The organism is Pontibacterium granulatum (assembly GCF_029961155.1).
GTDB classification, from domain to species: Bacteria; Pseudomonadota; Gammaproteobacteria; order Pseudomonadales; family Balneatricaceae; genus Pontibacterium; species Pontibacterium granulatum.
This window is the reverse complement of record NZ_JASBRH010000001.1, coordinates 127,288-153,493: the sequence shown is the minus strand read 5'-3', so window position 1 is coordinate 153,493 and position 26,206 is coordinate 127,288. Positions and strand designations below refer to the sequence as shown.

Annotated in this window: 22 protein-coding genes; 21 read left to right on the top strand and 1 reads right to left on the bottom strand. The window is 53.9% G+C overall.

Features of this window, described 5'->3' with window-relative positions; all coding sequences use genetic code 11:
• Positions 1 to 87: 87 nt before the first annotated feature.
• Positions 88 to 4,026, bottom strand: coding sequence for a hybrid sensor histidine kinase/response regulator (locus QKW35_RS00760; protein ID WP_282350164.1), 3,939 nt, complete (start codon positions 4,024 to 4,026; stop codon positions 88 to 90).
• Between the two features lie 446 nt (positions 4,027 to 4,472).
• Here QKW35_RS00760 and QKW35_RS00755 point away from each other — a divergent pair, with 446 nt between their 5' ends.
• The 21 genes from QKW35_RS00755 (at position 4,473) to flhF (ending at position 26,195) form a co-directional block, all read left to right on the top strand.
• Entirely contained in the window at positions 4,473 to 4,733 is a 261-nt protein-coding gene (locus QKW35_RS00755) for a DUF4212 domain-containing protein (RefSeq protein ID WP_282350163.1), read from the top strand.
• A gap of 36 nt (positions 4,734 to 4,769) precedes the next feature.
• Positions 4,770 to 6,578: a sodium:solute symporter family protein gene (locus tag QKW35_RS00750; RefSeq protein ID WP_282350162.1), complete on the top strand. Its 1,809-nt coding sequence runs from the start codon at positions 4,770 to 4,772 to the stop codon at positions 6,576 to 6,578.
• A 79-nt stretch (positions 6,579 to 6,657) separates the two neighbouring features.
• Entirely contained in the window at positions 6,658 to 8,490 is a 1,833-nt protein-coding gene (locus QKW35_RS00745; RefSeq protein ID WP_282350161.1) for a putative nucleotidyltransferase substrate binding domain-containing protein, read from the top strand.
• A 3-nt stretch (positions 8,491 to 8,493) separates the two neighbouring features.
• Positions 8,494 to 9,123, top strand: coding sequence for a 3'-5' exonuclease (locus tag QKW35_RS00740; RefSeq protein ID WP_282350160.1), 630 nt, complete (start codon positions 8,494 to 8,496; stop codon positions 9,121 to 9,123).
• Positions 9,124 to 9,304: 181 nt separating this feature from the next.
• Positions 9,305 to 9,658 (top strand): flagellar hook-basal body complex protein FliE, encoded by a 354-nt coding sequence (gene fliE, locus QKW35_RS00735; protein ID WP_282350159.1) that lies wholly within the window; start codon positions 9,305 to 9,307, stop codon positions 9,656 to 9,658.
• A gap of 25 nt (positions 9,659 to 9,683) precedes the next feature.
• Positions 9,684 to 11,360: a flagellar basal-body MS-ring/collar protein FliF gene (gene fliF / locus QKW35_RS00730; protein ID WP_282350158.1), complete on the top strand. Its 1,677-nt coding sequence runs from the start codon at positions 9,684 to 9,686 to the stop codon at positions 11,358 to 11,360.
• Positions 11,353 to 12,366 carry a flagellar motor switch protein FliG gene (gene fliG, locus QKW35_RS00725; RefSeq protein WP_282350157.1) on the top strand — a complete coding sequence of 338 codons (1,014 nt, stop codon included), beginning with the start codon at positions 11,353 to 11,355 and terminating at the stop codon, positions 12,364 to 12,366. Before fliF ends, fliG begins: the two co-directional genes overlap by 8 nt.
• Positions 12,366 to 13,166: a FliH/SctL family protein gene (locus QKW35_RS00720; RefSeq protein WP_282350156.1), complete on the top strand. Its 801-nt coding sequence runs from the start codon at positions 12,366 to 12,368 to the stop codon at positions 13,164 to 13,166. The genes fliG and QKW35_RS00720 overlap by 1 nt, the downstream gene beginning before the upstream one ends.
• Positions 13,166 to 14,533 (top strand): flagellar protein export ATPase FliI, encoded by a 1,368-nt coding sequence (fliI, locus tag QKW35_RS00715; RefSeq protein WP_282350155.1) that lies wholly within the window; start codon positions 13,166 to 13,168, stop codon positions 14,531 to 14,533. Before QKW35_RS00720 ends, fliI begins: the two co-directional genes overlap by 1 nt.
• Positions 14,534 to 14,977, top strand: coding sequence for a flagellar export protein FliJ (gene fliJ / locus QKW35_RS00710; RefSeq protein ID WP_282350153.1), 444 nt, complete (start codon positions 14,534 to 14,536; stop codon positions 14,975 to 14,977).
• 73 nt (positions 14,978 to 15,050) lie between these two features.
• Positions 15,051 to 16,934 carry a flagellar hook-length control protein FliK gene (locus QKW35_RS00705; RefSeq protein ID WP_282350152.1) on the top strand — a complete coding sequence of 628 codons (1,884 nt, stop codon included), beginning with the start codon at positions 15,051 to 15,053 and terminating at the stop codon, positions 16,932 to 16,934.
• A gap of 98 nt (positions 16,935 to 17,032) precedes the next feature.
• Complete coding sequence (locus QKW35_RS00700) at positions 17,033 to 17,584, top strand: flagellar basal body-associated FliL family protein (protein WP_282350151.1); 552 nt, start codon at positions 17,033 to 17,035, stop codon at positions 17,582 to 17,584.
• 7 nt (positions 17,585 to 17,591) lie between these two features.
• Entirely contained in the window at positions 17,592 to 18,584 is a 993-nt protein-coding gene (gene fliM, locus QKW35_RS00695) for a flagellar motor switch protein FliM (RefSeq protein ID WP_282350150.1), read from the top strand.
• A gap of 27 nt (positions 18,585 to 18,611) precedes the next feature.
• On the top strand, positions 18,612 to 19,028 hold the full coding sequence (fliN, locus tag QKW35_RS00690; protein WP_282350149.1) for a flagellar motor switch protein FliN: 417 nt from the start codon (positions 18,612 to 18,614) through the stop codon (positions 19,026 to 19,028).
• Between the two features lie 55 nt (positions 19,029 to 19,083).
• The gene (gene fliO / locus QKW35_RS00685; protein ID WP_282350148.1) at positions 19,084 to 19,500 is read left to right on the top strand and encodes a flagellar biosynthetic protein FliO; all 417 of its coding nucleotides are present in this window, start codon (positions 19,084 to 19,086) and stop codon (positions 19,498 to 19,500) included.
• A 5-nt stretch (positions 19,501 to 19,505) separates the two neighbouring features.
• Positions 19,506 to 20,237, top strand: a complete 732-nt coding sequence (fliP, locus tag QKW35_RS00680) for a flagellar type III secretion system pore protein FliP (protein WP_425607983.1) — start codon at positions 19,506 to 19,508, stop codon at positions 20,235 to 20,237.
• 11 nt (positions 20,238 to 20,248) lie between these two features.
• Complete coding sequence (fliQ, locus tag QKW35_RS00675) at positions 20,249 to 20,518, top strand: flagellar biosynthesis protein FliQ (RefSeq protein ID WP_282350145.1); 270 nt, start codon at positions 20,249 to 20,251, stop codon at positions 20,516 to 20,518.
• A gap of 4 nt (positions 20,519 to 20,522) precedes the next feature.
• Positions 20,523 to 21,299: a flagellar biosynthetic protein FliR gene (gene fliR, locus QKW35_RS00670; protein WP_282350144.1), complete on the top strand. Its 777-nt coding sequence runs from the start codon at positions 20,523 to 20,525 to the stop codon at positions 21,297 to 21,299.
• Between the two features lie 5 nt (positions 21,300 to 21,304).
• Positions 21,305 to 22,444: a flagellar biosynthesis protein FlhB gene (gene flhB / locus QKW35_RS00665; protein ID WP_282350142.1), complete on the top strand. Its 1,140-nt coding sequence runs from the start codon at positions 21,305 to 21,307 to the stop codon at positions 22,442 to 22,444.
• Between the two features lie 147 nt (positions 22,445 to 22,591).
• The gene (gene flhA, locus QKW35_RS00660) at positions 22,592 to 24,712 is read left to right on the top strand and encodes a flagellar biosynthesis protein FlhA (RefSeq protein WP_282350141.1); all 2,121 of its coding nucleotides are present in this window, start codon (positions 22,592 to 22,594) and stop codon (positions 24,710 to 24,712) included.
• A 37-nt stretch (positions 24,713 to 24,749) separates the two neighbouring features.
• Positions 24,750 to 26,195 (top strand): flagellar biosynthesis GTPase FlhF, encoded by a 1,446-nt coding sequence (gene flhF, locus QKW35_RS00655; RefSeq protein WP_282350140.1) that lies wholly within the window; start codon positions 24,750 to 24,752, stop codon positions 26,193 to 26,195.
• The last annotated feature ends 11 nt before the right edge of the window (positions 26,196 to 26,206 follow it).

The window sequence follows — 26,206 nt, the reverse complement described above, 5'->3', positions numbered from 1 at the left end:
GAGGCTGAATTCACTCGAAAGGGGTGAGAGTCATCGATTAATAAAAAAGGTGCCAGTGGCACCTTTTTTATTGTCTGTATTTCCGACTTATTCGGTGGCCATTGCGCGGGCGTTGGCAATCATCTTGTTGATAATAGCGCGCAGTGCAGCCGGTCTAATGGGCTTGGTCAGCAGCTGTGCGCCGCAGGCTTCGATCTCGGCTTTTACCTCTTCCGTGCGGTCGGCGGTGATCACAACAGCGGGAATGTCACGTTCGGTCAGCGTGCGAATCTCTGCAAGTGCTCGTACACCGGTATCGGTCTCTGAGAGGTGATAGTCGGCCAGGATGATATCCGGTTCGAAGTGCGCCTCCTGGATCCGGGCGATGGCTTCGTTACCAGAGATCGCCACTGCAACCTCACAAGACCAACCGCCGAGCAGGGCGCTCATGCCTTCCAGGATCTTTGGTTCGTTATCGATCACCAGTACCCGGACGCCGTTCAGGCCTTTGCTGCGGATCCAGCCGCGGTTCTCCGGTTTCTGCTTCACGGCCTGTTTGGCTTCACCTAGTGGTACTTCAACGCTGAAGACTGTGCCTTTGGTTGGCCACGAACGGACTTGCAGACGATGCTCCAGCATGCGGGCGATACGTTCGGTGATCGCCAGCCCCAGCCCCAGCCCTTGCACCTGAGAGTGTTTGGGGTTATCGATGCGGCGGAACTCCTCAAACACCTCTTTCAACTTGTTTTGCGGGATTCCAACACCGGTATCCCAGACCTCAAAACGCAACTTGTTGCCTCGCTTGCGGCAACCCAGCAAGATACCGCCCTGCTGAGTGTACCGAATCGCGTTCGAAAGGAAGTTTTGCAGTATGCGGCGCAGCAATTTCTGATCGGAGCGCACCACCAGATTGCAGGGGTGGCAGCGGAATTTGAGCGACTTGTCCGAGGCCATCGCGGTGAACTCGGTGCTCAGGTTGCTGAACAGGTCATCCACCGAGAAATCGGTAATGGACGGTTCCAGTGCGCCGGCATCCAGTTTGGAGATATCCAGAATGGCGGTAATCAGCTCTTCGGCAGCTTTAAGGGAGCCGTCCAGGTTGTCAACTAATTGACGGGTCTCGTCGCTGTGGCTCTGTTGAGCCAGGGCTGATGAGAACAGGCGGGCGGCGTTCAGGGGTTGCAGCAGGTCATGACTGGCTGCCGCAAGGAAGCGTGTTTTGCCCAGGTTGGCCGCGTCCGCATCGGATTTTGCTTGGCGAAGCTCATCTTCCATCAGGGCGCGGATGGTGTTTTCCTTGCGCAACTCTTTGTTTACCACCGACAGGGCGTGGGTTCGCTCTTTGACGCGCTGCTCCAGTGTTTCGTTGGTTTCCTGCAGGGCCTGCTCGGCCAGGCGGCGTTCAGTAATGTCCTGGTAGAGGGTGAAGTAACCCAGAACGTCACCGTATTCGCCGATATGCGGTATGTAGGTCACTTCGGCATAACGGATGCTGTCGTCCTTGGTGGGGAGCATGGTTTCAAAGCGCTGACGCTTGCCACTGAGGACTTCCCTGATGTACGGGGTGCGCAACTCGTATTCGTCGTCAGGCAATACTTTGTAGCAGGGTTGGCCGGAGATATTGTGCCGGTCCAGACCAAAGGTGCGGGCGTACGCCTTGTTGACGAATAGGTAACGCCGGTTGGGGTCCAGATAGGCGATCAGTACCGGAACGTTGTCGGTATAGATACGGATATTCTGCTCACTCTCACGCAGCGCTTCTTCAATCTGTTTATGGTCGGTGATGTCCATGTAGGTGTTAACGTAACCCCCGTTTGGCATCGGGTTGCCGCGTACATCGAGCACGGTGCCATCCGGGCGAAAACGCTCGTAGCTGTGCGGCTGGCTGGAGCGCAGCACTTCCAGGCGTTTTTTTACCTGGGTCTCGATATCCCCGGGGCCGTATTCGCCCTTGATTGCGTTGTGACGGAATACCTCCTCGATCGGGCGCCCGACACAGATCAGGCCTTCGGGGTAGTCGAACATCTCCACGTATGGTCGGTTCCAGGCGACAAGGCGCATCTGCTGGTCCACTACGCTTATGCCCAGGCTGATGTTCTCGATGGTGGATTGCAGCAGGGAGCGGTTAAAGCGCAGTGCCTGCGAAGCTTCGTCTACGATGGTTACCACGTCCCCAATCTGCATATCCCGCCCCTGCAGGATAGAGGCGAGGACGATGCGGGCAGAGGATGCACCAATCACACCGGCGAGCAGGCGCTCGGTGAATTGGATCAGTTCCGGGGTGGCCTTGTCGCCGGATAGGGGCGGTTCTTCGCCCCGTTGCAGGGCAAAGCCGGTAAAAGAGTGCTGGGTACGACTGATACCGAGGAAGCGCTCGGTCAGCATCTGCAGGTCACCCACGGTCACGTGCTCGTAATGGCGTGACGTTTCCGGCAGGGCCTTGTTGTAGATATCCACAAAGGCGCTGGCCTGGATGCGATCTACCAGGCGGCGGGAGCTGTAACGCGACACCAGAATGTAGAGCGCGATGTTGGCAGAGAGGCTCCAAAACACACCGTGGGTCAACGGATCAAGGTGATCCAGGCCAAACAGGGCAGTTGGTTTCAGCCAGCTCACGGACAGTAAGCCGTTTTCGAGGAAGTGATCGCCGATCAGCCCACCTTCCATCAGGGTTGGGATCACCAAGGTGTACAGCCACAGCAGGAAACCTGTGCTCATGCCGATGAACACACCGTTGCGTGAGCCGGTTTTCCAGTACAGGCCGCCAATAATCGCAGGCAGGAACTGGATTGCTGCAACAAAGGCCAGCAGACCAAAGGATGCCAGTGAGCCTTGGTCGCCGAGAATACGGTAGTAGAAGTAAGCCAGCAGCATCAGGCACATGATGGTGACGCGACGGACTTTGAGCAGCAGTGCGCCGAGGTCTTTGCTCTGGGAAAGGTTTAGCCAGGAGATGCGGAACAGCATCGGCATAATGATGTCGTTGCACACCATGGTTGCCAAGGCGATAGCGGCTACGATAACCATGCTGGTTGCGGCGGACAGCCCGCCGATAAAGGCAAAGGTGGCCAGGTTAAACTGGCCCTCGGCTAACGGCAGCATCAGTACAAAGGTATCAGCGTCCACTGCGCTGTATTCATCGAAGTAGGAGAGGCCCGCGGTGGAGATCGGTAATACGAAGAATGCCAACAGGGCCATATAGAGCGGAAACAGCCAGCGAGCCAGCTTGAGGTTGTCGATGTCGGTGGTCTCTACGATGGTGACCTGAAACTGCCGTGGCAGGCAGATGACGGCAGCACAGGCGAGTATCGTCTCGACCAGGAAACTGTCCTGCAGTAATGACTGGAAATTCTGGTTCTGATCCAGCTGCTCACCAATGCTTGTTATCAACGGGGCCGGTCCGTCGAAGATCTCGTAGGTCACAAAGACGCCCACCGCGATAAAGGCGGTCAGCTTGATGATCGATTCAAAGGCGACCGCTAATACAAGGCCTTCATGGTGTTCGGTGGCATCGATATGGCGGGTACCAAACAGAATGGCGAACACGGCCATCAGCATAGCGACAAACAGTGCGGTATCACTGCCTTTTCCGAGTGAGGTTTCGCTTCCTGCCGTGATTGCGCTGAAGCTGATGGCGACCGCTTTAAGCTGCATCGCAATATAAGGAATCGTGCCCAGTACCGCTATTAGGGTTACCAGGACCGCGAGCAACTGGCTCTTACCGTAGCGGGACGAGATAAAGTCCGAGATGGAGGTGATGTTTTGCTGTTTGCTGATCAGGACGATCTTCTCGATCACCTGCCAGCCGAACATAAATACCAGGATTGGACCCAGATAGGTGGCGAGGAACTCCCAGCCGCTGGTGGAGGCACGTCCAACCGCACCATAAAACGTCCAGGAAGAGCAGTAAACGGCAAGTGACAGCGAGTAGATAACCTGCTTGCCAATTCTGTTCGGAGTAGGGGCTTTATCTCCATAATAGGCGATGGCGAACAGTAGCCCGACGTAAGCGAGCGAAATCATGATAACCGTCCAGCCTGACAACATGGCGTGCCTGCTCCTTGAAATGTCCAGGAAAGATAGGAAGGTGTGAATAAGCCCTGTGGGGATATCGGGAAACTTCACACTCGGTATCAGCGCTTTTTGCAAGGTTGCAACATTCCTGCAAAGCGCTTCCTTGATTGTGAACCTTCCCGAAAGCCAGTACCCAACGGGCATGCTAAGTGCCTACAGGAATTGTTCGCACCTTCCGTAGTGTACTCCTTCTGTTAAATAAGCCCAATCTCGTCTTATACCTTTGTATAGAGCGTTGAACGCAAAGGTGTTTTTAGATTTGGCTGTAGCCCTTGAATTTAGCGGGGTGGCCGATAAATTGCTTTAGGAATCAAGCATTCCTATCAGACCAAAGTCGGGCTTTGAACTGGGCAACGCTCTGCTAGTCTCTATCCTGTCTTTAGTTCCACCTAATTCATAAAAAAAATAAGGATGGTGCAATGTCTATCAGCCCTGAACAGGCGCAAGCGTATTGGAAAGAAAACTTGCGCATAATCGTCTCCTATCTTTCCGTTTGGTTCGTAGTCTCCTACGGCTGCGGTATCCTTTTTGCTGATCAGTTGGATGCTATCCAGTTCTTCGGATTCCCACTGGGTTTCTGGTTTGGTCAGCAGGGTTCTATCTTCGTCTTCGTTATCTTGATCTGGATGTACGTTTCGTCCATGAACAAGCTCGACGAAAAATATGACGTTCACGAATAACAAAAATAAAAATAATTTATTAAGGACGGCATTGTTATGAGTCTCGATTTACTTACTTACCTCTTCATTGGTGGATCATTCGCGCTTTATATCGGTATTGCGATCTGGGCGCGCGCAGGATCTACCAAAGAATTCTACGTTGCAGGCGGTGGTGTACCTCCCATTGCGAACGGTATGGCGACCGCAGCAGACTGGATGTCTGCAGCATCCTTTATCTCCCTGGCGGGTCTGATCTCTTTCATCGGCCGTGATGGTTCCGCTTACCTGATGGGCTGGACCGGTGGATACGTACTGCTGGCGCTGCTGTTGGCTCCTTACCTGCGTAAATTCGGTAAGTTCACCGTGCCTGATTTCGTGGGCGACCGTTACGGTTCAAACCTTGCGCGTACCATCGCAGTCGTTTGTACGATCGTAATCTCCTTCACTTACGTAGCTGGTCAGATGCGTGGTGTTGGTATCGTATTCTCCCGATACCTGCACGTTGACATCAACACCGGTGTAGTCGTAGGTATGGCGATTGTATTCTTCTACGCTGTGCTGGGTGGTATGAAAGGTATTACCTACACTCAGGTTGCACAGTACTGTGTACTGATCCTGGCGTTTACCGTTCCAGCATTCTTCCTGTCTGCACAGATTACCGGTCACTTCCTGCCTCAGCTGGGTCTGGGTGCAACACTGGAAAGCGGTCAGTCTGTACTGGCGACGCTTGACCAGCTGTCGATTGATCTGGGCTTCTCTCAGTACACCGCAGGTAAGAAATCCACCGTGGATATCTTCTTCTTGACCGTTGCACTGATGTGCGGTACCGCAGGTCTGCCACACGTAATTGTACGTTTCTTCACAGTACCTCGTGTAAAAGATGCGCGTACTACCGGTGGTTGGGCGCTGATCTTCATCGCGCTGCTGTACACTGCAGTTCCTGGTGTTGCTGGTTTCGGTCGTGTAAACCTGATCCAGGAAGTAAACGGTCCGGATAACGCCGGTACTGCTTACGCTGAGATGCCGGGTTGGTTCAAGAACTGGGAAAATGCGGGTCTGCTGGCGTGGAACGATCGCAATGGCGACGGCAAAGTACAGTACGCTGCAGGTGCTGCGTTTGATGGTGCGAAAGGCAAGCCGGCGTTCATCGAAGAGCGTGGCGAAGAGGGTCAGCGTATGACCTCCAACGCTAAGACTGATGCTTCTTTCGACGCAAGCAAACAGCCATTCGCCAACGAAGTATATGTTGACCGTGACATCATGGTACTGGCTAACCCAGAGATCGCGAATCTGCCTGCATGGGTAATCGCTCTGGTGGCTGCAGGTGCGGTTGCAGCAGCATTGTCTACTGCGGCGGGTCTGCTGCTGGTAATCTCCACAGCGATCTCGCATGACTTGATGAAGAAGACAATCAACCCGAATATTTCTGATAAGCAGGAGTTGATGTACGCACGTCTGGCGGCAATCGTAGCGATCTGTATCGCTGGTTACTTCGGTATCAACCCTCCAGGCTTCGTAGCTCAGGTGGTTGCGTTGGCATTCGGTATCGCATGTGCGTCCGTATTCCCGACTCTGATGCTGGGTATCTTCTACAAGCGCATGAACACTCAGGGTGCGATCGCAGGTATGCTGGTAGGTCTGATCTCTACTGTTGGCTACATGTGGTACTTCGTATTCGGTGGCGGCAGCTCCGCAGACTACTTCATGGGTATCTCCCCAGGTGGTTTCGGTACTGTTGGTATGATCCTGCACTTCATCGTAGCGGTAGTCGTTGCTCAAGTGACTCCTCCGCCATCCGAAGAGATGCAGAGTATCGTAGAAGATCTGCGTATCCCTCGCGGCGCAGGTACTGCTCACGCTCACTAATAGCCTGAGTTAGTCACTTCGTAAGGCGCATCAACGCGAGTTGGTGTGCCTTTTTTTATTTTTGGTTGGGAGAAAGGATATGCCTTCATCTTTTAATATGGAGAACATGCCATTCAGCTTGTTGGATGAGCGTGAGCGTGACCTGCTTCGTCAGAATCTGGATATCGGCTATTACCAGAAAGGTGAAAAGTTGTTAGAGGCTGGGTCTGAACCGGAAGGGGTGTTCATCATTCTGAAAGGTTTGGTCAGCGAAAGTGAAGCCGCTGACAGCGGAGAGTCAGATCAGCAGTTGCATGTGTTTGTGCATTACACCAATGAAGATTACTTTGGTGCCTGGTCTGCTATTCGTGGTACCGCGATTCACAACTTCATAGCGGAAGAGGAAACAATCTGTCATATCCTGCCAACCAAGATTCTGCTGGATCTGATGTCCTCGAACAGCCTGTTTGCGGACTACTTTCAGCAAAATCTTTCTGCCAAGTCCGAAATCGTCGCCCAGCACGGTGGTGATCAGGATATGGCGGAGTTTATGCTCGCTAAGGTATCCAGTGGGGTAATCCGTGAGCCGCTGATCATCCTGGAAGGCACCAGTATCGATGAAGCGACCCGTCTGATGCGTGAGCAGAAGGCGGACTGTATGATGGTCAAGCGCGGCAACCGTTACGGTATTGTCACCGGTACCGACCTGCTGGATGCGATCATTATCAACAAGATGCCTCTGCATAAAGATATCGCCGAGGTGGCCAGTTATCGTCTGATCACGATAGATCCCGAAGACTACCTCTTCAATGCTCTGATCATCATGACGCAGCAGCGTATCGAACGTGTTGTGGTGATGAGTGGCGCTCAGCTGGAAGGCATTATCGAGCTGACCGATGTGCTGAGTTATTTCTCCAGTCACTCCCATGTTATCGGCTTGCGTATTGAGCGAGCACAGACCGTGGAAGACCTGCATGAGGCGGCTTCCGGTCTGGATGATCTGATCAAGGCTTTGGTCTCCCATGGCGTAAAAACCCGTTTCGCGATGGACCTGCTGGCGGCCATGAATGGTCGTATCATGGCCAAGCTGTTCGATATCATGATTCCGGCGGATATGCAGCCACACGTATGCCTGGTGGTGATGGGCTCTGAAGGCCGTGGCGAGCAGATCATGAAGACCGATCAGGACAACGCAATTATCCATCGCGATGGCCTAGTATGGCCGGAGATGCAGGAACGCCTGAATGAGTTCAGCAAAACGCTGATTGAGTTTGGTTTCCCGCCATGCCCGGGCAACATTATGGTATCCAACCCCGACTGGGTTAAATCCTTGGGTGACTGGACGCAGATGCTAAGTGACTGGGCGGAAACCTGCGATGGTGAAGCCTTGATGAATCTGGCAATCGCTGTTGACGCCAAGCCGGTAGCGGGTAACCCAGCGATCTTTAAGGCAAGTCGCAATTGGTTTATGCGTTACCTGCGCAACAATGATGTGTTCTTCTCTCACTTCGCCCGTGCGTCCATTGAGTTTGATACGCCGCTGACATTCTTTGGAAACCTGAAGGAGAAAGGTGAGCTGGATATCAAGAAGGGAGGGATTTTCCCAATCGTGCACGGTGTCAGAACTTTGGCGCTTGAGCATCGTATCAAGGTGACCAACACCTTCAAGCGAATTGAAGCGCTGGTTGCCGCCGGGCAAATACAGGAAAAACATGGCCGTGAGATGAGCGAGGCGCTGAGCTTGTTTATTCAGTTGCGTTTGCGTCAGCAGATCAAGCGTATGGAGCAGTCCGAGAGCGGCGTAGACCAAACGCCTAATATCATTGAGCTGGCGGGTTTGGATAAAATGGAGCGTGACCTGTTGCGAGATGCGCTGCATATCGTGAAAGGCTTTAAGAAACACCTGACATTACGCTACCACCTTGGGAGCTAGGCGATGATTATCCCAAGAACAATAAGAAGATTAAAAGAAAAGTACAATCACAAGAACGGTCCTCATGCCCACCTTTTTGAGGCGTATGACGGGGATGAAGTTGTGTCACTGGACTGTGAGACAACCAGTCTGGATGTCAAAAAGGGCGAGATCCTTTCCATTGGCGCTGTGCGCATCAAAGGCAACCGCGTGATGACCAGTGACCGACTGGACATCAAGTTAAAGGCACCTGAGTCCCTAACCGGCGATTCGATCAAGATTCATAAAATCCGCGCCAGTGATTTGACTGAGGGGATTGAGTTGGACGACGCGCTGGAGCAGGTGCTGGAGTTTGTGGGTAACCGGCCCATCCTGGGTTATTACGTCAACTACGATATCCGCATGCTTGATAAGTTTATCCGTCCCAAATACGGCTTTAGCCTACCAAACAAGGCGGTAGAGTTGTCCCATGTTTATCACGACATCATTAAATGGCGTTCTGTGGGCGGTAATGTGGATCTGCGCTTTGATACCATCTCAAAATCCTTGGATATCCCGATGCTAGAAAGGCATACGGCACTGGGTGATGCAATCACTGTGGCGCTGATGTATGTGCGTTTGAAGCACGGCGAGCCCCCTGCTGTTAACTGCTAAACACAATCTCATTAGGTTTAAATCTAAGCGGGCATATGGCCCGCTTTTTGCATTTATACTTCGCATTGGTCCTTGAAACGACTATTTACGCCAATAAATTGTCATAATTTTGGCGTTAGTGATTGAAGGGCGTTTTTTGTTACTTATAATGTCAATATATTGCCGAAGTGCGGAGTAAGAGATGGTCGAGCGAGCTGATATCAACAGTGTGCTGATGCAGATGCGGACGATACAGTCTCAAGTCCAGAGCGGTGCCGGTATATCTGGCCCGTCGCCGATAGCATCCAACCAGGCGGAACTAAAGACAGACCGCACCGGGTTTGGTGACCTGCTGAAAAATGCTGTCGACAGTGTCAATGAAGTTCAGGGTACCGCCAAAAAACTGGCAACCGCTTATGAGAAGGGTGATCCAACCGTGGATCTGCCCCAAGTGATGATTGCTGCACAGAAAGCGTCTGTATCTTTCCAGGCGATGACTCAGGTGCGAAACCGTCTGGTGAGCGCCTATGAAGACATCATGAAGATGCCTATTTAATAAGCCCTCTGGGGGCAAGTAAGTTATGGCTGAAGGTTTAACTGCGAGCGGAATGGAAAAGGGTAGTACAGTTCTGGGCTTTAATCGCCTGAGCATTTTCCGTCAGATCGGTCTGATGGTCGGGCTCGCGGCGACGATTGCTATTGGCTTCGCAGTGGTGCTCTGGTCGCAGGCGCCGGACTATCGCGTGCTGTTCAGTAATCTGGGGTATGCGGATGCCAACCAGGTGATCGAACAGCTGCGTCTGTATAATGTCCCATACAAGTTTGATTCCGACGGCCGTGCGATTCTGGTACCCGAAGAACATGTGCACCAGGCACGTCTGAAACTGGCTGCCGAAGGCTTTACTGCCGATAAAACCGTGGGCTTTGAGCTGCTTGATAAGGACCAAGGGATCGGCAGCAGTCAATTCATGGAAACCACCCGTTACCGTCGAGGTCTCGAGGGTGAGTTGTCCCGTACGATTGCCAGTATGATTGCGGTGCGTAATGCGCGTGTGCACCTGGCGATACCAAAAGATTCTGTGTTTATCCGCGACGAACGTAAACCGTCCGCATCTGTATTTATTGAGCTGTTTGCCGGCAGAAAGCTGGAACGTGACCAGGTGTCTGCGATCGCCAATCTGGTGGCATCCAGTATCCCTGAATTGAAGTTTGAAGACGTGACGGTGGTGGATCAGCGCGGCCGTTTGCTCAACAGTCGGGAGATGGATACGGACTCTGTACTGGCGGCAAAACAGCTGGAGTACACACAAAAGGTTGAAGAGCGCCTGCTGAACCGTGTCAACAGCATCCTGCTACCGGTGGTCGGCACGGACCGGTTCCGAGCGGAGGTGTCTGCAGATATCGACTTCACTGCCGTTGAACAGACCGATGAGATCTACAATCCGGATCTGCCGGCATTGCGTAGTGAACAGACTAACGAGGAGACCCGTGTCGGCGCGTTGGCTGCCATGGGAATTCCGGGTGCGCTGTCTAACCAGCCGCCGGGGCCAACGGCGGTGCCGGAAGAGGCAGCCGGTGAAGGTGTTGTTAATCGAAACGCCCAGCAGCCAGGCAGTAGCCGAAATCAGGCTACGCGAAACTACGAGTTGGATCGCTCGATCAGCTATACGCGTCATCAGCAGGGGCGGGTACGCCGCTTGAGTGTTGCGGTAGTGGTTGATGATCTGGCGGTGATTGATCCGGCTACCGGCAAACCAAGCCGTAGCCCGTGGAGCGAAAACGAGCTGGAGCGTCTACGTCTTCTGGTTCAGGATGCGGTGGGTTTCTCTGCCCGTCGTGGTGACAGTGTCAACGTGATCAACTCACCCTTTGTCGCGGCTGATAAGTTTGAGACCGAAGAGGTGCCAATCTGGAAGCAGGACTGGGTCTGGGAGATCGTAAAGCAAGTTCTGGCAGCGCTGTTTGTACTGTTGTTGGTGTTTGGTATTTTGCGGCCGATACTGCGTAATTTAGCGGATACGGGTTCTGCCAGTACGGTTGCAGGTTTAGGTGCGGCCGGTGAAGTGGCTGCTGAGCTGGAGGGGCTGGATGCCGCCGGTATGGCAGGGGATCAGGTGACCTTTGGTTCAGACGATGAGCTTTTGCCAACGCCAAATGAAAGCTTTGATTATCAGGTGAACGCCATTCGTAGTATGGTGGCGGAAGACCCGGCCAAAGTAGCGCAGGCGGTAAGACAGTGGATCGCGGAAGATGAGTGAAGAAAATGACGGCGAGCTGACGAATCTGGACAAAGCGGCGATCCTGCTGATCAGTCTGGGGGAATCGGATGCTGCAGAGATTCTAAAACACCTGGGGCCGAAGCAGGTGCAGCGTATCGGTCAGGCGATGGCTGCGCTCGATAATATTCCGCAAAGCAAGGTTGAGTCCGTCGTGGGCGATTTTCTTGGGATGCTGGGTGATCAGACTGGTATTGGTATCAACAACGACGCCTATATCCGCGCTATGCTGAACGAAGCGCTGGGCGAAGAGAAAGCGAAGACTCTGCTTGATCGTATCCTGATCAGTAAGAATACCTCTGGATTGGATACGTTGCGCTGGATGGATCCACGACAGATTGCGGAAATTATCCACTACGAACACCCCCAGATTCAGGCGGTGATCATCTCCTACCTCGAGCCCGATGTGGCGGCGGCCGTGCTGTCTTATTTTGATGAGAAAGTACGTCTGGATATTGTGATGCGTGTCGCATCCCTCGACAGTATCCAGCCTGTCGCACTGCAGGAACTGAATGATATTCTTGAGCGTCAACTTACAGGCGGTGGCGGTACCAACAGCGTTTCCAATCTGGGGGGGATCGAAGCTGCCGCTGGCATCATGAACTTCATCGACAGTAATATCGAAGCTGAGGTGATGGAAGGCATCAAAGAGGTTGATGAGCTCATGGCAGGCAAAATCGCCGACAAGATGTTCGTGTTCGACAACCTTATTGACGTGGAAGATCGTGGTATTCAGGCGATTTTGCGAGAGGTGTCTACCGATGTGTTGGTGTTGGCATTGAAAGGTGCCGATACATCCCTGCAGGAAAAGATATTCCGCAATATGTCCAAGCGTGCTGCTGAGCTGCTGCGTGACGACCTTGAGGCTAAAGGTCCGGTGCGTGTCAGCGAAGTGGAGGAAGCGCAGCGTGATGTTCTGTCCACGGCACGTCGCTTGGCCGATGAGGGTGAAATTATCCTCGGCGGTGGCGGAGAAGAGATGCTCTGATGAGTGGCAAGCAAGATGGTGATGATATCCGCATCCGATCCGTGGATGCCGCCAGCCTGGCAACATGGTCGTTGCCTGAAGTTAGCGGCTCGCATCTGGTAGCGCTTGAAACCAAGAAGCAGCCCAGAAAAAAGCAACCGCTGCCGCTGGATGATCTGCCGAGTGTTGGTTTGGCGTTACAACCTGAAAAACCGAAAGACGTTGTCACCGTTGATGAGGCCGAATCCATCCGTGAAGCGGCGTATCAGGAGGGATTGCTGCAGGGGCTTGTTGAGGGGCGGGAGCAGGGTTACCCCGAGGGTCTTGAGAAAGGTTTGGCCGAAGGGCGAGAAAAAGGATATCAGGAAGCGCTGACGCAAGGGCAAGCTGAGATAGCACAGATCCAGGCTAACCTGGCGCAGATGCTGACGGCTCTGCAACGACCTATTGCCGATCAGGAAGCGCAGCTGGAAGGGGTTTTGACTGGCCTGGTGGTGAAGCTGGCCAGTGCTGTTGTGGATGCAGAATTGCGTTCCCGTCCCGAGTTGATCCAGTCGGCTATCCGTGATGCCTTGCAGCAGCTGCCACAAGGCGGAAGCGCCCTCACGATTGAAGTTTCACCGGCAGATCATCCGCACATAGAGCCGATCGCCAGTCGGTTGTCATTTCCCGTGACAGTGGTGGCGGAAGGGACCATTTCTCCGGGAAGTTTCCGTCTCCAGACCAGCGACAGCCTGATCGAATCCGATATTCAGCAGCAGTTCCGGGCTCTGGCCGAGCAGTTGTTCGGAGCACTCGCACCACAAGAACCGGAGGCGTAATGTCTCAGCTTATTGCCCGACTATCCCGTTGTGGCGAAACGCCACTCAAGCGTCAAAAAATCGTCGCTGAAGGGCGTATCACCCGTATGATCGGTTTGACCCTGGAGGCTGTGGGTATTCAGGCCGCTGTGGGCGATTGCTGCCGTATTGTGTTGTCGGATACCAGTGTGGTTGAAGCCGAGGTGGTGGGTTTTTCCGGTGACCGTCTTTACCTGATGCCGCTCTATCCTATTGAGGGACTTAAGCAGGGGGCAAAGGTGTATCCGCTGGCAGATTCCGGCCAGGTTCCGGTTGGCGAGTCCCTGCTGGGACGGGTTATCAACGGAATCGGCAACCCAATTGATGGATTGGGTGAGCTGCAGGGGGTTGCCGAAGTATCCCTGGCTGGCGACATCATTAACCCTCTTTCCCGTGACCCGATCAAAGAAACGCTGGACGTAGGTATCCGTGCCATCAACTCACTGCTGACCGTTGGCCGAGGGCAGCGTTTGGGTCTGTTTGCCGGCAGTGGCGTGGGTAAGTCAGTATTGCTGGGTATGATGACCCGTTTTACCGAAGCTGAAATCGTGGTTGTTGGCCTGGTCGGTGAGCGAGGCCGGGAAGTAAAAGAGTTTATCGAGCACAGTCTGGGATCCGAAGGTTTGAAGCGATCCGTGGTTGTGGCTTCGCCTGCGGATGACTCGCCTTTAATGCGTTTGCGGGCCGCACAGCTCACCACCCGGATTGCAGAATATTTCCGCGATCAGGGTAAAAACGTGCTGCTGTTAATGGATTCTCTAACGCGGTATGCCCAGGCACAGCGTGAGATAGCCCTGGCTGTCGGTGAGCCACCGGCGACCAAGGGGTATCCGCCATCGGTATTTGCCAAGATCCCCAAGCTGGTGGAGCGTGCCGGTAATGGCTTGCCGGGTGAAGGTTCCATCACTGCTTTCTATACCGTATTAACCGAAGGGGACGATCAGCAGGATCCGGTTGCTGACTCTGCACGTGCGATTCTGGATGGTCACGTGGTGCTTTCCCGGCGTTTGGCCGAGCAGGGGCACTATCCAGCCATCGATATTGAGGCCTCCATCAGCCGTGCGATGCCACAGATTATCTCGCCAGAGCATTTGCAAACGGCTTTGCGATTTAAGCAGCTATATTCTAAATATCGGCAGAGTGAAGATCTGATATCTGTGGGGGCTTACGTGAAGGGCAGTGATCCCGATACGGACTTTGCCATGGAGCGAATGCCGGTGATGAACGAAATGTTGCGGCAATCGATGACCGATCCGATGCCGCTCCAGCAATGTGTTCAGCAATTGGCGATGGTGCTGACACCGATGCCGCGTAATAACCCGAATAAAACTTCTGCTGTGGTGCAGTAAATGGCAAAACGCTCCCAGCGTCTAAAAGTTGTGCTTGATCTCGCGGAGCGCAAGAAGAAACAGGCTGATCAGCTGTTGGCTGCCAGTCGCGTGCGCGTGGAGAAAGATCTGCAGGCGATTGAGCAACTGAAAGCGTTTTTAGCGGACTATCAGCGTCAGTACGAAGATGCCGGGCGGCAGGGGGTTGGCATTGCCCGCCTGGAGGTTTACCAGTCATTTATCCGAAAGATCTCTGCCGCACTTCAGCAGCAGGAAAAAGCGCTGGAGATGAACCGGAACGAACTAAAAATTGTCGAGCGTCACTGGACCCAGTGTTACGGCCAGGCGGTGGCGATGGACAAGCTTGTCGATAAGGCGCGAACCCAAGAGCAGCAGGCGGAAGACAAAAAGCTTCAGCAGCAACTGGATGAGCGCTCGCAACTGATCAAAACCAACTTTATCTGAGTTGGCCTCACTTTTGCTTATCCGTAAGCAATATTTCAAAAGTACTCGGGCTTTTTCCGACCGGGAGTGATAGATGAGTGAGCAACTGACCAACACCGGTGTTTCCGGGCTGCTTGCTATGCTGGGTGCTGCGCCTGCTGCCACCGGGCAGAGTGGAGCTGCGCCAGCGGGCGGCGTATTGCCGTTTGGTGCGATTATGCAAGCGCAGGGAGCCGGTTTTAATCCCGTTCCGTTGGATGCAAACGGCCAGTCATTGCCGCAATCAGGCGGTATTTTGCCTCCATCAGCCGAGATGCTGGCACAGATGCAAGCGCAGATCGATGCTAAAGCCCGCGCACCGGAGTTGTCGCAGTTGCTTGCAGAATCCTCTGATCCTGATCTGCGGGCGATGTTGTTGACGGAAAACCAGTCGTTGCGCGATGGCGTAGTGATGGAGCCTCAGTGGCCGGGTGTATTGCCGGAATCATCCGAGCTGTCACTGGATTCGCCCGAGATTGTGGCCTTGATGCAGCGTGCGTTTGAAGGTCATGATGATGCGCAGCAGCGATTAAGTGAAGCGATGGGGGCAATGCAGCCGCCCGCTCCCTTAGCGGTTGACGAAAGCGTTGCTTCATTGGCGTCGGCGTCCGGACAAGGTCCAATTGCCTTGGTGCCTGATAAAAGCCCTGCTCCGTTAAATGAAAATCTCTCGCCGGAGGTTCCTGAAACCATGGGGGATGTGGCGGTAGTGCTGCCGGACCATTTGCAGACTCCAGATGGCGAAGCGTTGCTGGCAGCTGTTGCTGATGAGTATCACACGCCTGAGCAGATGCCGGGACCGCTGGTTAATTCGGAAACGGAAGCTAAAGCGCTCCAGCAGGACGACGAGGTTATGAATGCGATGGCACCTGCGCGGGTAGCGCAAAATCCAATGGCTCCGGCAGAGCTATCGCCAGAGTCCGAGCGTCCTGAGTTGGTTGGATTGCCGGAAGGGCGCAAGTCGACCCAGCGTGACCCCTTAGTCAATGCATCTCAATCAGCCGATGAACAGGTGGTGTTACAGGAAGATCTGAGCATCAAGCGAACGGCAGTGCAGGCCGCTATGACACAATCTGCAGGGGAAAGCCCGATAGTTGATAGTCAGGGTGCCGCTGCTGCTGTTATGCGGACAAACCAGCCGGCCAGAAAGGCTGATAGCGCACAGGGTGCGGCGGCATCGGATACGGTAGCGGGATCGGCGTCCGCTAAAGATGCGTCTAATTTGGGTGCGGCAGTCACGCCTTTAAACACGCCGGGACAAGTGCAGGCCTCGCCTGCGACGATGCAGGCCCCACCCGGGCAGACTTTGATGCAGGATAGTGTGCAACCGGAAAGTCGATCCAGTACAGCGGCAGATGCAACGGCGGCTCGTCAGGAGTCCGTCGACAGTGAAGCGGCGTTGGGTGCTGAAGATGACGCTGAGGGGTGGCAGCGGGCTGAAACGGGTGTGGCAAGACAAGCGAATGCTGCTGTGGATAACCTGTCGCGCATGACACCGTCCCAGGCTGCTTTCACGTTGGCGGGGAAAGGGCAGATGGGATCACCGGCCTGGAACCAGGCGCTGAATGAGCGGGTGATGGTGATGACAGCCCAAAACAATCAGATCGCCGAGATCCAGCTTGATCCGCCAGAACTGGGTTCATTGAAAGTGCGCCTGCATGTCGGTCAGGATCAGGTCAGCGTAAGCTTTACTTCGCCACATGCTTCAGTGCGTGACGCGGTTGAGCAGGGCATGCCGCGACTGCGCGAAATGATGGAGCAGCAGGGGCTGAATCTGGGCGAATCCTCGGTGAATGATCAGTCCTCTGAATCCGGTGAAGATGGCGGACGTCAGCGTTTTGCTTCGCAAAATGATGCAGAAGGTCCTGTTGGTTCTGAGGAGGCTGTTTCCGCTCCGGTAAGCGGAGAGGCCTTGTCGCTTGTGGATTACTACGCCTGAGTAGCTTCAGCCTGAAAATCAGTGTGTTATAGTTAGCGCTGAAGTCACCGGGGCGAGCCCGGATTAACCTTTCGGTACCTTGGCGCAGGAGACTGATAATGGCTGATGATCAGGCAGCAGAAGCGGAAAACAGTGAAGAAGAGGGCGGAAAGAAGAAGTCCAAACTCAAACTTATTATTATCGCGGTCGTTGCTCTGTTGATTCTTGGTGGCGGTGGTGCCGCAGGGTATTTCTTTTTCCTAGCCGATCCTCCGGCTGAGGAAGTTGCAGAAGAGGCTGAGCCGGTTGAACCTGCGCGTGGTCCCGCTATTTACGTCAAGGTGCGTTCTCTGGAAGGGCGACCTATGTTTGTCGTACCACTACGCAGTAAAGAGAAAATGCGGGCCGGGCGTGGTCATTACATGCAGGCATATGTAGAAGCCAAGACTCGAGACCCAGAAGTGGAAGCGGCGCTGAAGCTGCATATGCCCGTGGTTGTATCCCGACTGAACAAGATGTTCTCTTCGCAGGAGTTTGAAGTCCTGCAGACTAAAGAGGGACGCAGCGCGCTGCGACAGAACGCGGTTGATGAGGTGCGTGAGGTGATGATGGAAAAAATTGGAAGACCTGGTGTAGAAACGGTTCTCTTTACCAATTTTGTGATGCAGTGATTACTGAATGTCGGTAAAAGATCTTCTCTCACAGGACGAAATCGATGCGTTGCTGCATGGTGTTGATGATGGCGACGTAGAGACATCGGAGGACGTCGAGGCGGAATCCGATGAGGAAGTTCGTCCGTATGATCTGGCGAGCCACGACCGTGTTGTTCGTGGTCGCATGCCTACGCTCGAGATGATCAACGAGCGTTTTGCCCGTCACACCCGCTTAAGTCTGTTTAACCTGTTACGGCGTACCGCTGATGTTGCGGTGGGTGGTATTCAGGTGATGAAATACAGCGACTACGTTCATACCCTTTATGTTCCGACCAGTATAAACCTTGTACGTATCAAACCTTTGCGTGGTACTGCGTTGTTTATTATGGATGCCAAACTGGTGTTCAAGCTGGTGGATAACTTTTTTGGTGGTGATGGCCGTCATGCCAAAATTGAGGGACGCGAGTTTACGCCGACTGAAACCAGGTTGGTGCACAAGGTTATTGCCCAGTTTTTCCATGATCTGCGAGATGCCTGGACGCCGGTGATGGATATCGACTTTGAATATGTCGGTCATGAAGTGAACCCGGCGATGGCAAACGTGATCAATCCCGGCGATGTGATCGTGATCAGCAGCTTTCAGGTCGATATGGATAATGGCAGCGGGGAGTTTCACGTCGCCATGCCTTACTCCATGTTAGAGCCGATCCGCGATAAACTGGTAGCGGGCGTACAGAATGCTGAGGACCACTCCGACGAGCGATGGCAGATAGCGATGCAGCGTGACATCATGATGGCGCGTTTGAATCTGCAGATTACTCTGGCAGAAAAGAAGCTGACACTGCGTGATGTGCTGGAGCTGGAGGCAGGCGATGTGATCCCGGTGGAGATTCCGGAAAATCTGCGTCTGAAAGTGAATAAAGTACCCGTGTTCGAAGGTAAGCTGGGGGTATCGCGGGGTAACCTGGCGATTAAGCTTACCGGACAAGTTAAAGAAGAACTGCGTCTGGATAAGTAACGGATTGTGGTTGGAGAGCGTGATTAAATGAGCGATGAGAACCAGGTAGACCAACAAGCAATGGCTGATGAGTGGGCGGCCGCGATGGAGGAGCAGTTAACCTCTGAAGCGGATGAGGGTGCTCCTGCGGCTGGCGAGTCGGTAGAGTTGGATGAGTTGCGAGATGAAGCGGTTCCGGTCGATGATCCTAAACTGGATGTGATCCTGGATATTCCGGTGACCCTGTCCATGGAAGTGGGTGAAACCGATATCGCTATCCGCAACCTGCTGCAGCTCAATCAGGGCTCGGTTATCGAGCTGAACCGTGTGGCCGGTGAACCGCTGGATGTCAAGGTAAACGGCACTCTGATCGCACACGGTGAGGTCGTTGTCGTGAACGATCGATACGGAATCCGTCTGACGGATGTCATCAGTCCGCAGGAGCGCATCAAGCGCCTGAAATAAGGTGGTTATGACCAGCCGTATCACATACTTTTTTTGTGCCCTGCTCGCCGGTTTAATGTCTTTGAATGCAGTGGCGGCCGAAGATGTGGCGGCTGCTGTACCCGTCGCAGCGGTGCCCACCGCTGCTGCCCCTGTCTCTGACCCCTTCTCAACTGAAGCGGTGCTTCAGCTCGTACTGGTCCTGTTTTTTATCATTGCGCTGATTCTGGCTTTGGCGTGGTTTGCACGCCGTACCATGGGGGCTGCCCAAGGGGGGCAACATATGCGGGTGGTTGCCGGTCTGCCATTGGGGGCGCGGGAGAAGGTGGTGCTGGTTGAAGTAGGCAAAGAGCAGATGTTGCTGGGCGTCGCGCCGGGGCGTGTGAACCTTATTACCCGTTTTGATGAACCGGTGGTCGATAGCAGTTCGCAGCCTAATAACGTGTTTGGGCAGCGTTTGGCGGAAGTGCTGCAAAGGGGCGCGGAAAAGTGAGAATTCTGCTTACGCTTCTGGTCTTGTTGGGCTGGGCGGCTCCTGTTTTCGCCGCTGATGTGGGAATACCGGCGGTCAGTGTGACCACCGGTGAGGGTGGAGCTGAAAACTACAGTGTAACGCTACAGATCCTCATCCTGATGACCATGCTGACATTCCTGCCAGCGATGGTCATGATGATGACGTCCTTTACCCGCATTATCGTCGTGTTTGCGATACTGCGTCAGGCGTTGGGCTTGCAACAAACGCCGTCCAATCAGGTGATGGTGGGGCTGGCAATGTTTCTTAGTCTGTTTATTATGATGCCGGTGCTGGAGAAGGTGAATCAGCAGGCTGTTCAGCCCTATCTCGATGAGCAGATCGGTGTGGTGCAGGCGTTGGAAACAGCCAGTGGACCGTTTCGCGAGTTTATGCTGAAGCAAACCCGTGAGACCGATCTGGAAATGTTTATGAAGATCTCTAAAACGCCCAAGGTGAGTGGTGCGGAGGAGATTCCGTTTACGGTGTTGGTGCCTGCCTTTGTGACCAGTGAACTGAAAACAGCATTCCAGATCGGGTTTATGCTGTTTATCCCGTTTCTGGTAATTGATATGGTGGTAGCCAGTGTCCTGATGGCGATGGGTATGATGATGCTGTCGCCGGTGATTATCTCGCTGCCGTTTAAGATCATGCTGTTTGTATTGGCTGATGGCTGGGCCATGGTGGTGGGTACACTCGCAGCTAGCTTCGGAATATAGAGGGCTTCGTTATGTCGACCGACGTGGTGCTCGATGTTTACGGTGAAGCGTTTATGCTCATCGTGACTCTGGTGGGTGTGATCATTACGCCCAGTCTGATTGTGGGTTTGATCATCTCCATGTTTCAGGCGGCTACCCAGATCAACGAACAGACCCTCTCCTTTTTGCCGCGTCTGATTATCACGTTGCTGGTCATTATGGCGATGGGGCCCTGGATTGTCGGCAAGATCAAAGATCTCTTCTCCTTCCTGTTTCACAACATCCCCTACCTCATAGGGTAATCCGGTGCTGGAACTGGATCCTGCGCAGTTGGAACGGATGGTCTCATCCTTTCTTTGGCCGTTCTTTCGTATTGCGTCGTTTTTTATGGCGATTCCGATGATTGGTTCGCAGATGGTGCCGATCCGTATCCGCCTTGGTTTGGCGATCGCGGTGGTTGTACTGCTGCTGCCGGTGGTCCCGGAAATGCCGCTCTACGACGGATTGTCATTTGCCAATGTGAAGGTCATCGGGCAGCAGATCCTGATAGGTGCGGTGATGGGGTTTATTGTTCACGTGTTGTTTCAGGTATTCGCCTTGGGCGCCCAGATTACAGCAATGCAGATGGGTCTGGGTTTTGCGTCGACCTCCGATCCGGCAAACGGTGTCTCGGTGGTGATACTGGGACAGTACTATCTGATGATTGTGATGATGCTGTTCCTGGCATCCAATGCTCATTTGATCATGATTGAGGTGATGGCGGAGAGCTTTGCCTTGATTCCGGTAGGGACTCCCATCGCGATGGACTCCTTCTGGAAGATGGCACTGACGGGGAGTTGGATGTTTTCAGGTGCCATGATGATCGCGTTGCCCGCCGTAACGGCGCTGCTGGTCGTGAACTTCGCCTTTGGTGTGATGACCCGTGCAGCGCCACAGCTGAACATCTTTGCGATCGGTTTCCCGTTTACCATGCTGATGGGGTTGCTGATTGTGTGGGTATCTATGAGTGACCTGTTGGGCCACTACTACAACATGACCGAGTTCGCGCTGGAATACCTGCGTGGCTTAATGGTGACGGAGTAACTGCGATGGCAGAAGAATCCGGTCAGGAAAAAACCGAAGAACCCACGGCCAAACGATTAAGTGAGGCGCGGGAAAAGGGCGACGTTCCCCGATCGCGAGAACTGGTTACCATGGCGGTGCTGCTGGCATCGTCCGCGGCGGCTTTGATGTTTGGCGGCATCCTGGCTGAGCATATGATGAATGTCATCAAGTTCAGTTACGAGTTGGAGCGGGATGTGATCTTTGACGTGAATCAGATGGCTATCTTCCTGGGGGTGGCTCTGTTTGATTCATTTAACGGGTTAATCGGTTTCTTTGCGCTGGTGATGTTGGCTGCGCTGGTGGGGCCGATTGCGCTGGGGGGGTGGAACTTCAGTTCGCAGGCGTTTGCTCCGAAGGGGAGTCGCCTGAATCCGCTGTCGGGTATCAAGCGTATGTTCTCCATGAACGCGTTGGTGGAGCTCATAAAAGCGCTGGGCAAGTTCTCGGTGGTTGCGGCGGTGGCGATCGGTGTGCTTTGGAGTATCAAGGCAGACTTGCTGGCGCTGGGGCACGGAACGCCTCAAACGGCCGCGTCTGATGCCGTTGAGCTGGTGATTTGGGTATTCCTGATGCTCAGTGCCAGCCTGATCATCATCGCCGCGATCGATGTCCCCTTTCAGATGTACTCCTACTCCAAGAAGTTGAAGATGACGATGCAGGAGATCAAGGATGAGATGAAAAACACTGAGGGTAAGCCCGAGGTAAAAGGTCGCATCCGTCAGTTGCAGCGTGAGATCGCTCAGCGGCAGATGATGAAGGAAGTTCCTGCTGCCGATGTGGTGATCACCAACCCGACTCACTTCTCTGTTGCGCTTAAGTACGACGAAGAGCGCGGTGGGGCACCGTATGTAGTGGCTATGGGGGCAGATTTTGTTGCGCTGAAAATACGTGAGATTGCGCGTGAAAATGATATTCCGCTTGTCGCTGCGGCGCCTCTTGCGCGAGCCCTCTATTATGCTTCAGAAGTTAATGAGGAGATTCCGGCGGGGCTCTATACCGCAGTGGCCCAGGTACTGGCATACGTGTATCAGTTGCGGAACTACAAAATCTATCAGGCCCAGAAACCCTATCCCCCGTCAGAAAAAGATCTGCAGATTCCTGATGAGTACCGGCGCGACGAATAATCTGGCGTATTAATTGCAGGGTTATTGGCTGCGCCCGTGCGGATCGTCAAAATATTGTCTTTATCGGTTTGTTAGTATCGCTTTTTGTTAAAGTGCAGGGGCGTGTGTTGTTTATAAGGTGTCATAATATTGACGTTGGTAGGTTGAGTGGATAGAACGGAAATCCTGACAAATCTTCGCAGTCTCGGTCAGGGGAATCTGGGGGTTCCTTTCCTGCTGCTGATCATCCTGGCAATGGTTACGTTGCCGATGCCGCCTTTCCTGCTGGACGTGCTCTTTACGTTTAATATTGCACTGTCGATCGTGGTGTTGCTGGTAAGCGTGTATGCGATGCGACCGCTCGAGTTTGCAGTGTTTCCGAGCATTCTGCTGGTGGCTACGCTGATGAGGCTGGCGCTGAATGTGGCCTCTACCCGTGTGGTGTTGTTGTATGGTCATGAAGGTGGTGACGCTGCGGGTAAAGTGATCGAAGCCTTCGGTGCCGTGGTGATCGGCGGCAACTACGTTGTCGGTCTGGTGGTGTTCCTGATTCTGGTTATCATCAACTTTGTAGTGGTGACCAAAGGCGCCGGGCGTATTTCGGAAGTAAGTGCTCGCTTTACTCTGGATGCTATGCCGGGTAAGCAGATGGCAATCGATGCGGACCTGAATGCCGGTTTGATCGATCAGGATACAGCGCGTTCCCGTCGTGAAGAGGTTACGCAAGAAGCCGACTTTTACGGTTCGATGGATGGTGCTTCAAAGTTTGTTCGGGGTGATGCGGTTGCAGGTATCCTGATTCTGGTGATCAACATTCTGGGTGGATTTTCGGTCGGTATTCTGCAGCACGACTTGGACGCGTCGGTTGCGGTGGAATACTACACGTTGTTGACCATCGGTGATGGTTTGGTGGCTCAGATTCCATCGTTGCTGCTGTCAACAGCCGCGGCGATCATGGTAACCCGTCAGAACGCGTCTCATGATATGGGGCGGCAGGTGGTGGGGCAGTTATTTGCATCGCCCAAGTCTCTTGCTGTGACTGCAACCATCCTTGGGGTGATGGGAATCGTGCCGGGGATGCCGCATTTTGCATTCTTGTCTTTGGCGATCGCTGCGGGTGTAGGTGCATGGTATATCTACAAGCATCAACAAAAACAGGAACAAGAGGAGGTGCAGCGCGCTGAGGAGAGTCAGAAATCTGACATGGATGCAGTGGATGCCGCAGAAGAGCAGAAAGAGCTCGATTGGGATGATGTGATGCCCGTGGATATGGTCGGTCTTGAGGTTGGTTACCGCCTTATCCCAATGGTGGATAAGATGCAGGGTGGTCAGCTATTGAGCCGTATCAAGGGGGTGCGCAAAAAACTTTCTCAGGACCTGGGCTTTCTGGTGCCCTCGGTGCATATCCGGGATAACCTGGATCTATTGCCCGGCGCTTATCGGATCACGCTGATGGGCGTTGTTGTCGGTGAGGCAGAAATCTACCCAGACCGCGAGCTGGCGATTGATCCGGGGCAGGTATTTGGTCCGTTGCAGGGGATCGAGGTCAAGGATCCGGCCTTTGGTCTGGATGCGGTGTGGATTGAACCGACGCAGAAAGAGCATGCCCAGTCGCTGGGTTATACCGTGGTAGATGCGTCCACGGTGGTGGCGACACATCTCAACCAGCTGTTACAAAACAATGCCCACGAACTACTGGGGCATGAAGAGGTGCAACAGCTACTGGATATGCTGTCCAAAGGATCGCCGAAGTTGGTTGAGGAGTTGATACCGGCTAAATTGTCGGTCAGCGTACTACTGAAAGTGCTGCAGAATCTGCTGATGGAGCAGGTTCCGCTGAAAGATTTCCGCACAATTGCCGAAACATTAGCAGATGCCACTGGCAGAACGCAGGATCCGGTTGCGCTGACCGCCGCCGTGCGTGTATCGCTGGCCAAGCTGATTGTGCAGACAATCAACGGAGCGGAGCTGGAACTGCCGGTGATTACGCTCGATTCCCAGCTTGAGCAGTTGTTGCTGTCATCGGTACAGCAGCAGGGCGAAGATGGTGGCCTGGTGCTTGAGCCGGGTATGGCCGAGCGTTTGCAGGCGTCGCTGGCTGCTACGGCGGCGCAGCAAGAGATGAACGGTCGTCCATCGATCCTGTTGGTTGCGGCGCCGGTAAGGCCGCTGATGGCGAAGTTTGTTCGCTATGGAGATCACCATATTCATGTGCTGTCGTATCAGGAGGTCCCGGAAAATAAACGGGTGACGATTGTGGCGACGGTAGGAGGGCAGCAAGGTGCTTAGGCTAAATCGCTAAGCGCAGCTGTACGAAAGGTGGGTTATGAAAGTTAAACGATTTTTTGCACCCGATATGCGTCAGGCGATGGCGCGGGTACGTGAGGAGATAGGTCCGGATGCGGTAATCGTGTCTAACCGTCGCGTCGCCGGTGGTGTAGAGGTCGTTGCCGCCCACGAACACGAATATGAAGCAGCTCAGGCGGAGTTTAAGCGTGAGCGTGCACGCAAGAAACGCCGTGACGAACAGATCCGCCTTCTGACTGGAAAAGGCGGTGTGCCTGTCTCTGGTCATTTGGCTGAAGAGAAAGAGAGGGCGCGCGCCCGTATCGCCGAAGCACAACGGGACGATGAAGTGCCTTCAGCCATTACTGGTAATCGAAACCAGCAGATTGAAGCGGATGATGATCTGGAGACCATTCTGGCGTCGCTGAAACAGCGTCAGCGTGCTCGCGCTCAAGTCCCTCCGCAATCCGCACCGCCACAGGCAGATCCCGAGTCTTCGTTCTCCGGCTATGAACCGGAGTATACGTCCCGTCCTGAGCCCGTTATAGCGCCAGGTCCTGCGCCGGAGCGCGGTGCGCTGCAGGAGATGCAGCAGGAGATCCATCAGCTGAAAGCGATGCTGCAGCAACAATCGCAGCTGTCTGCACAGATGGAGCAGCCCGCATCACCGTTGGAACGCAAGCTGAATGCATTGGGGTTAAGTCCGCGTTTGCAAAAGCATCTAATGGCGGGGGTAGAGCTGGGTACGGCACCGGATAAGGCTTGGCAGAATGTTTTGGCCCGCCTCGCGGAATCGGTGCCGGTGATGGGGGAGGAGTTTACCGATCGGGGCGGCATGATCGCCTTTGTGGGACCAACCGGGGTGGGGAAGACCACTACCATCGGTAAGCTGGCCGCCCGCTACGTACTGAAGTACGGCAGTTCCAGTGTCGCGCTGGTAACTACCGATACCTACCGTATTGCCGCGCATGAGCAGCTTAAAACCTTTGGTCGAATTCTGGATGTGCCGGTGCGCGTGGTAGACGACAGCAACAGTCTGGAGCAGGTTTTACAGTCGCTGCGCAATAAACGTTTGGTACTGATCGATACCGCCGGTCTGAGTGATAAAGACCCCCATAGCCGACAACAACTGGAGATGCTGGAAAGTGTCACTGTGCGGATGAAAAAGCTGTTGGTTGTCTCCTGTTCCAGTCAGCGTCAGGTGATCGAAAAAGGTTACGAGGCGTACAAAGGGCTCGGGCTTAATGGCTGTGTGCTGAGCAAGATGGATGAATCCGGCAGTCTGGGTGAGGCTCTCTCGTTTGTGGTCGAGAAAAATTTGTCAGTTGCCTACGCGGCTGACGGTCAGCGCATCCCGGATGATATCGGAGTGGGTAATAAGCGTGATCTCGTAAGTCGGGCGGTGTTGACTGCCCAGGAGTCACAGTCTGAAGCAACCTTGGGGGGACGAAACGATAATGTTGCCCCTCTGTTTAATGCAGGCTGAGAGTTGAAGTT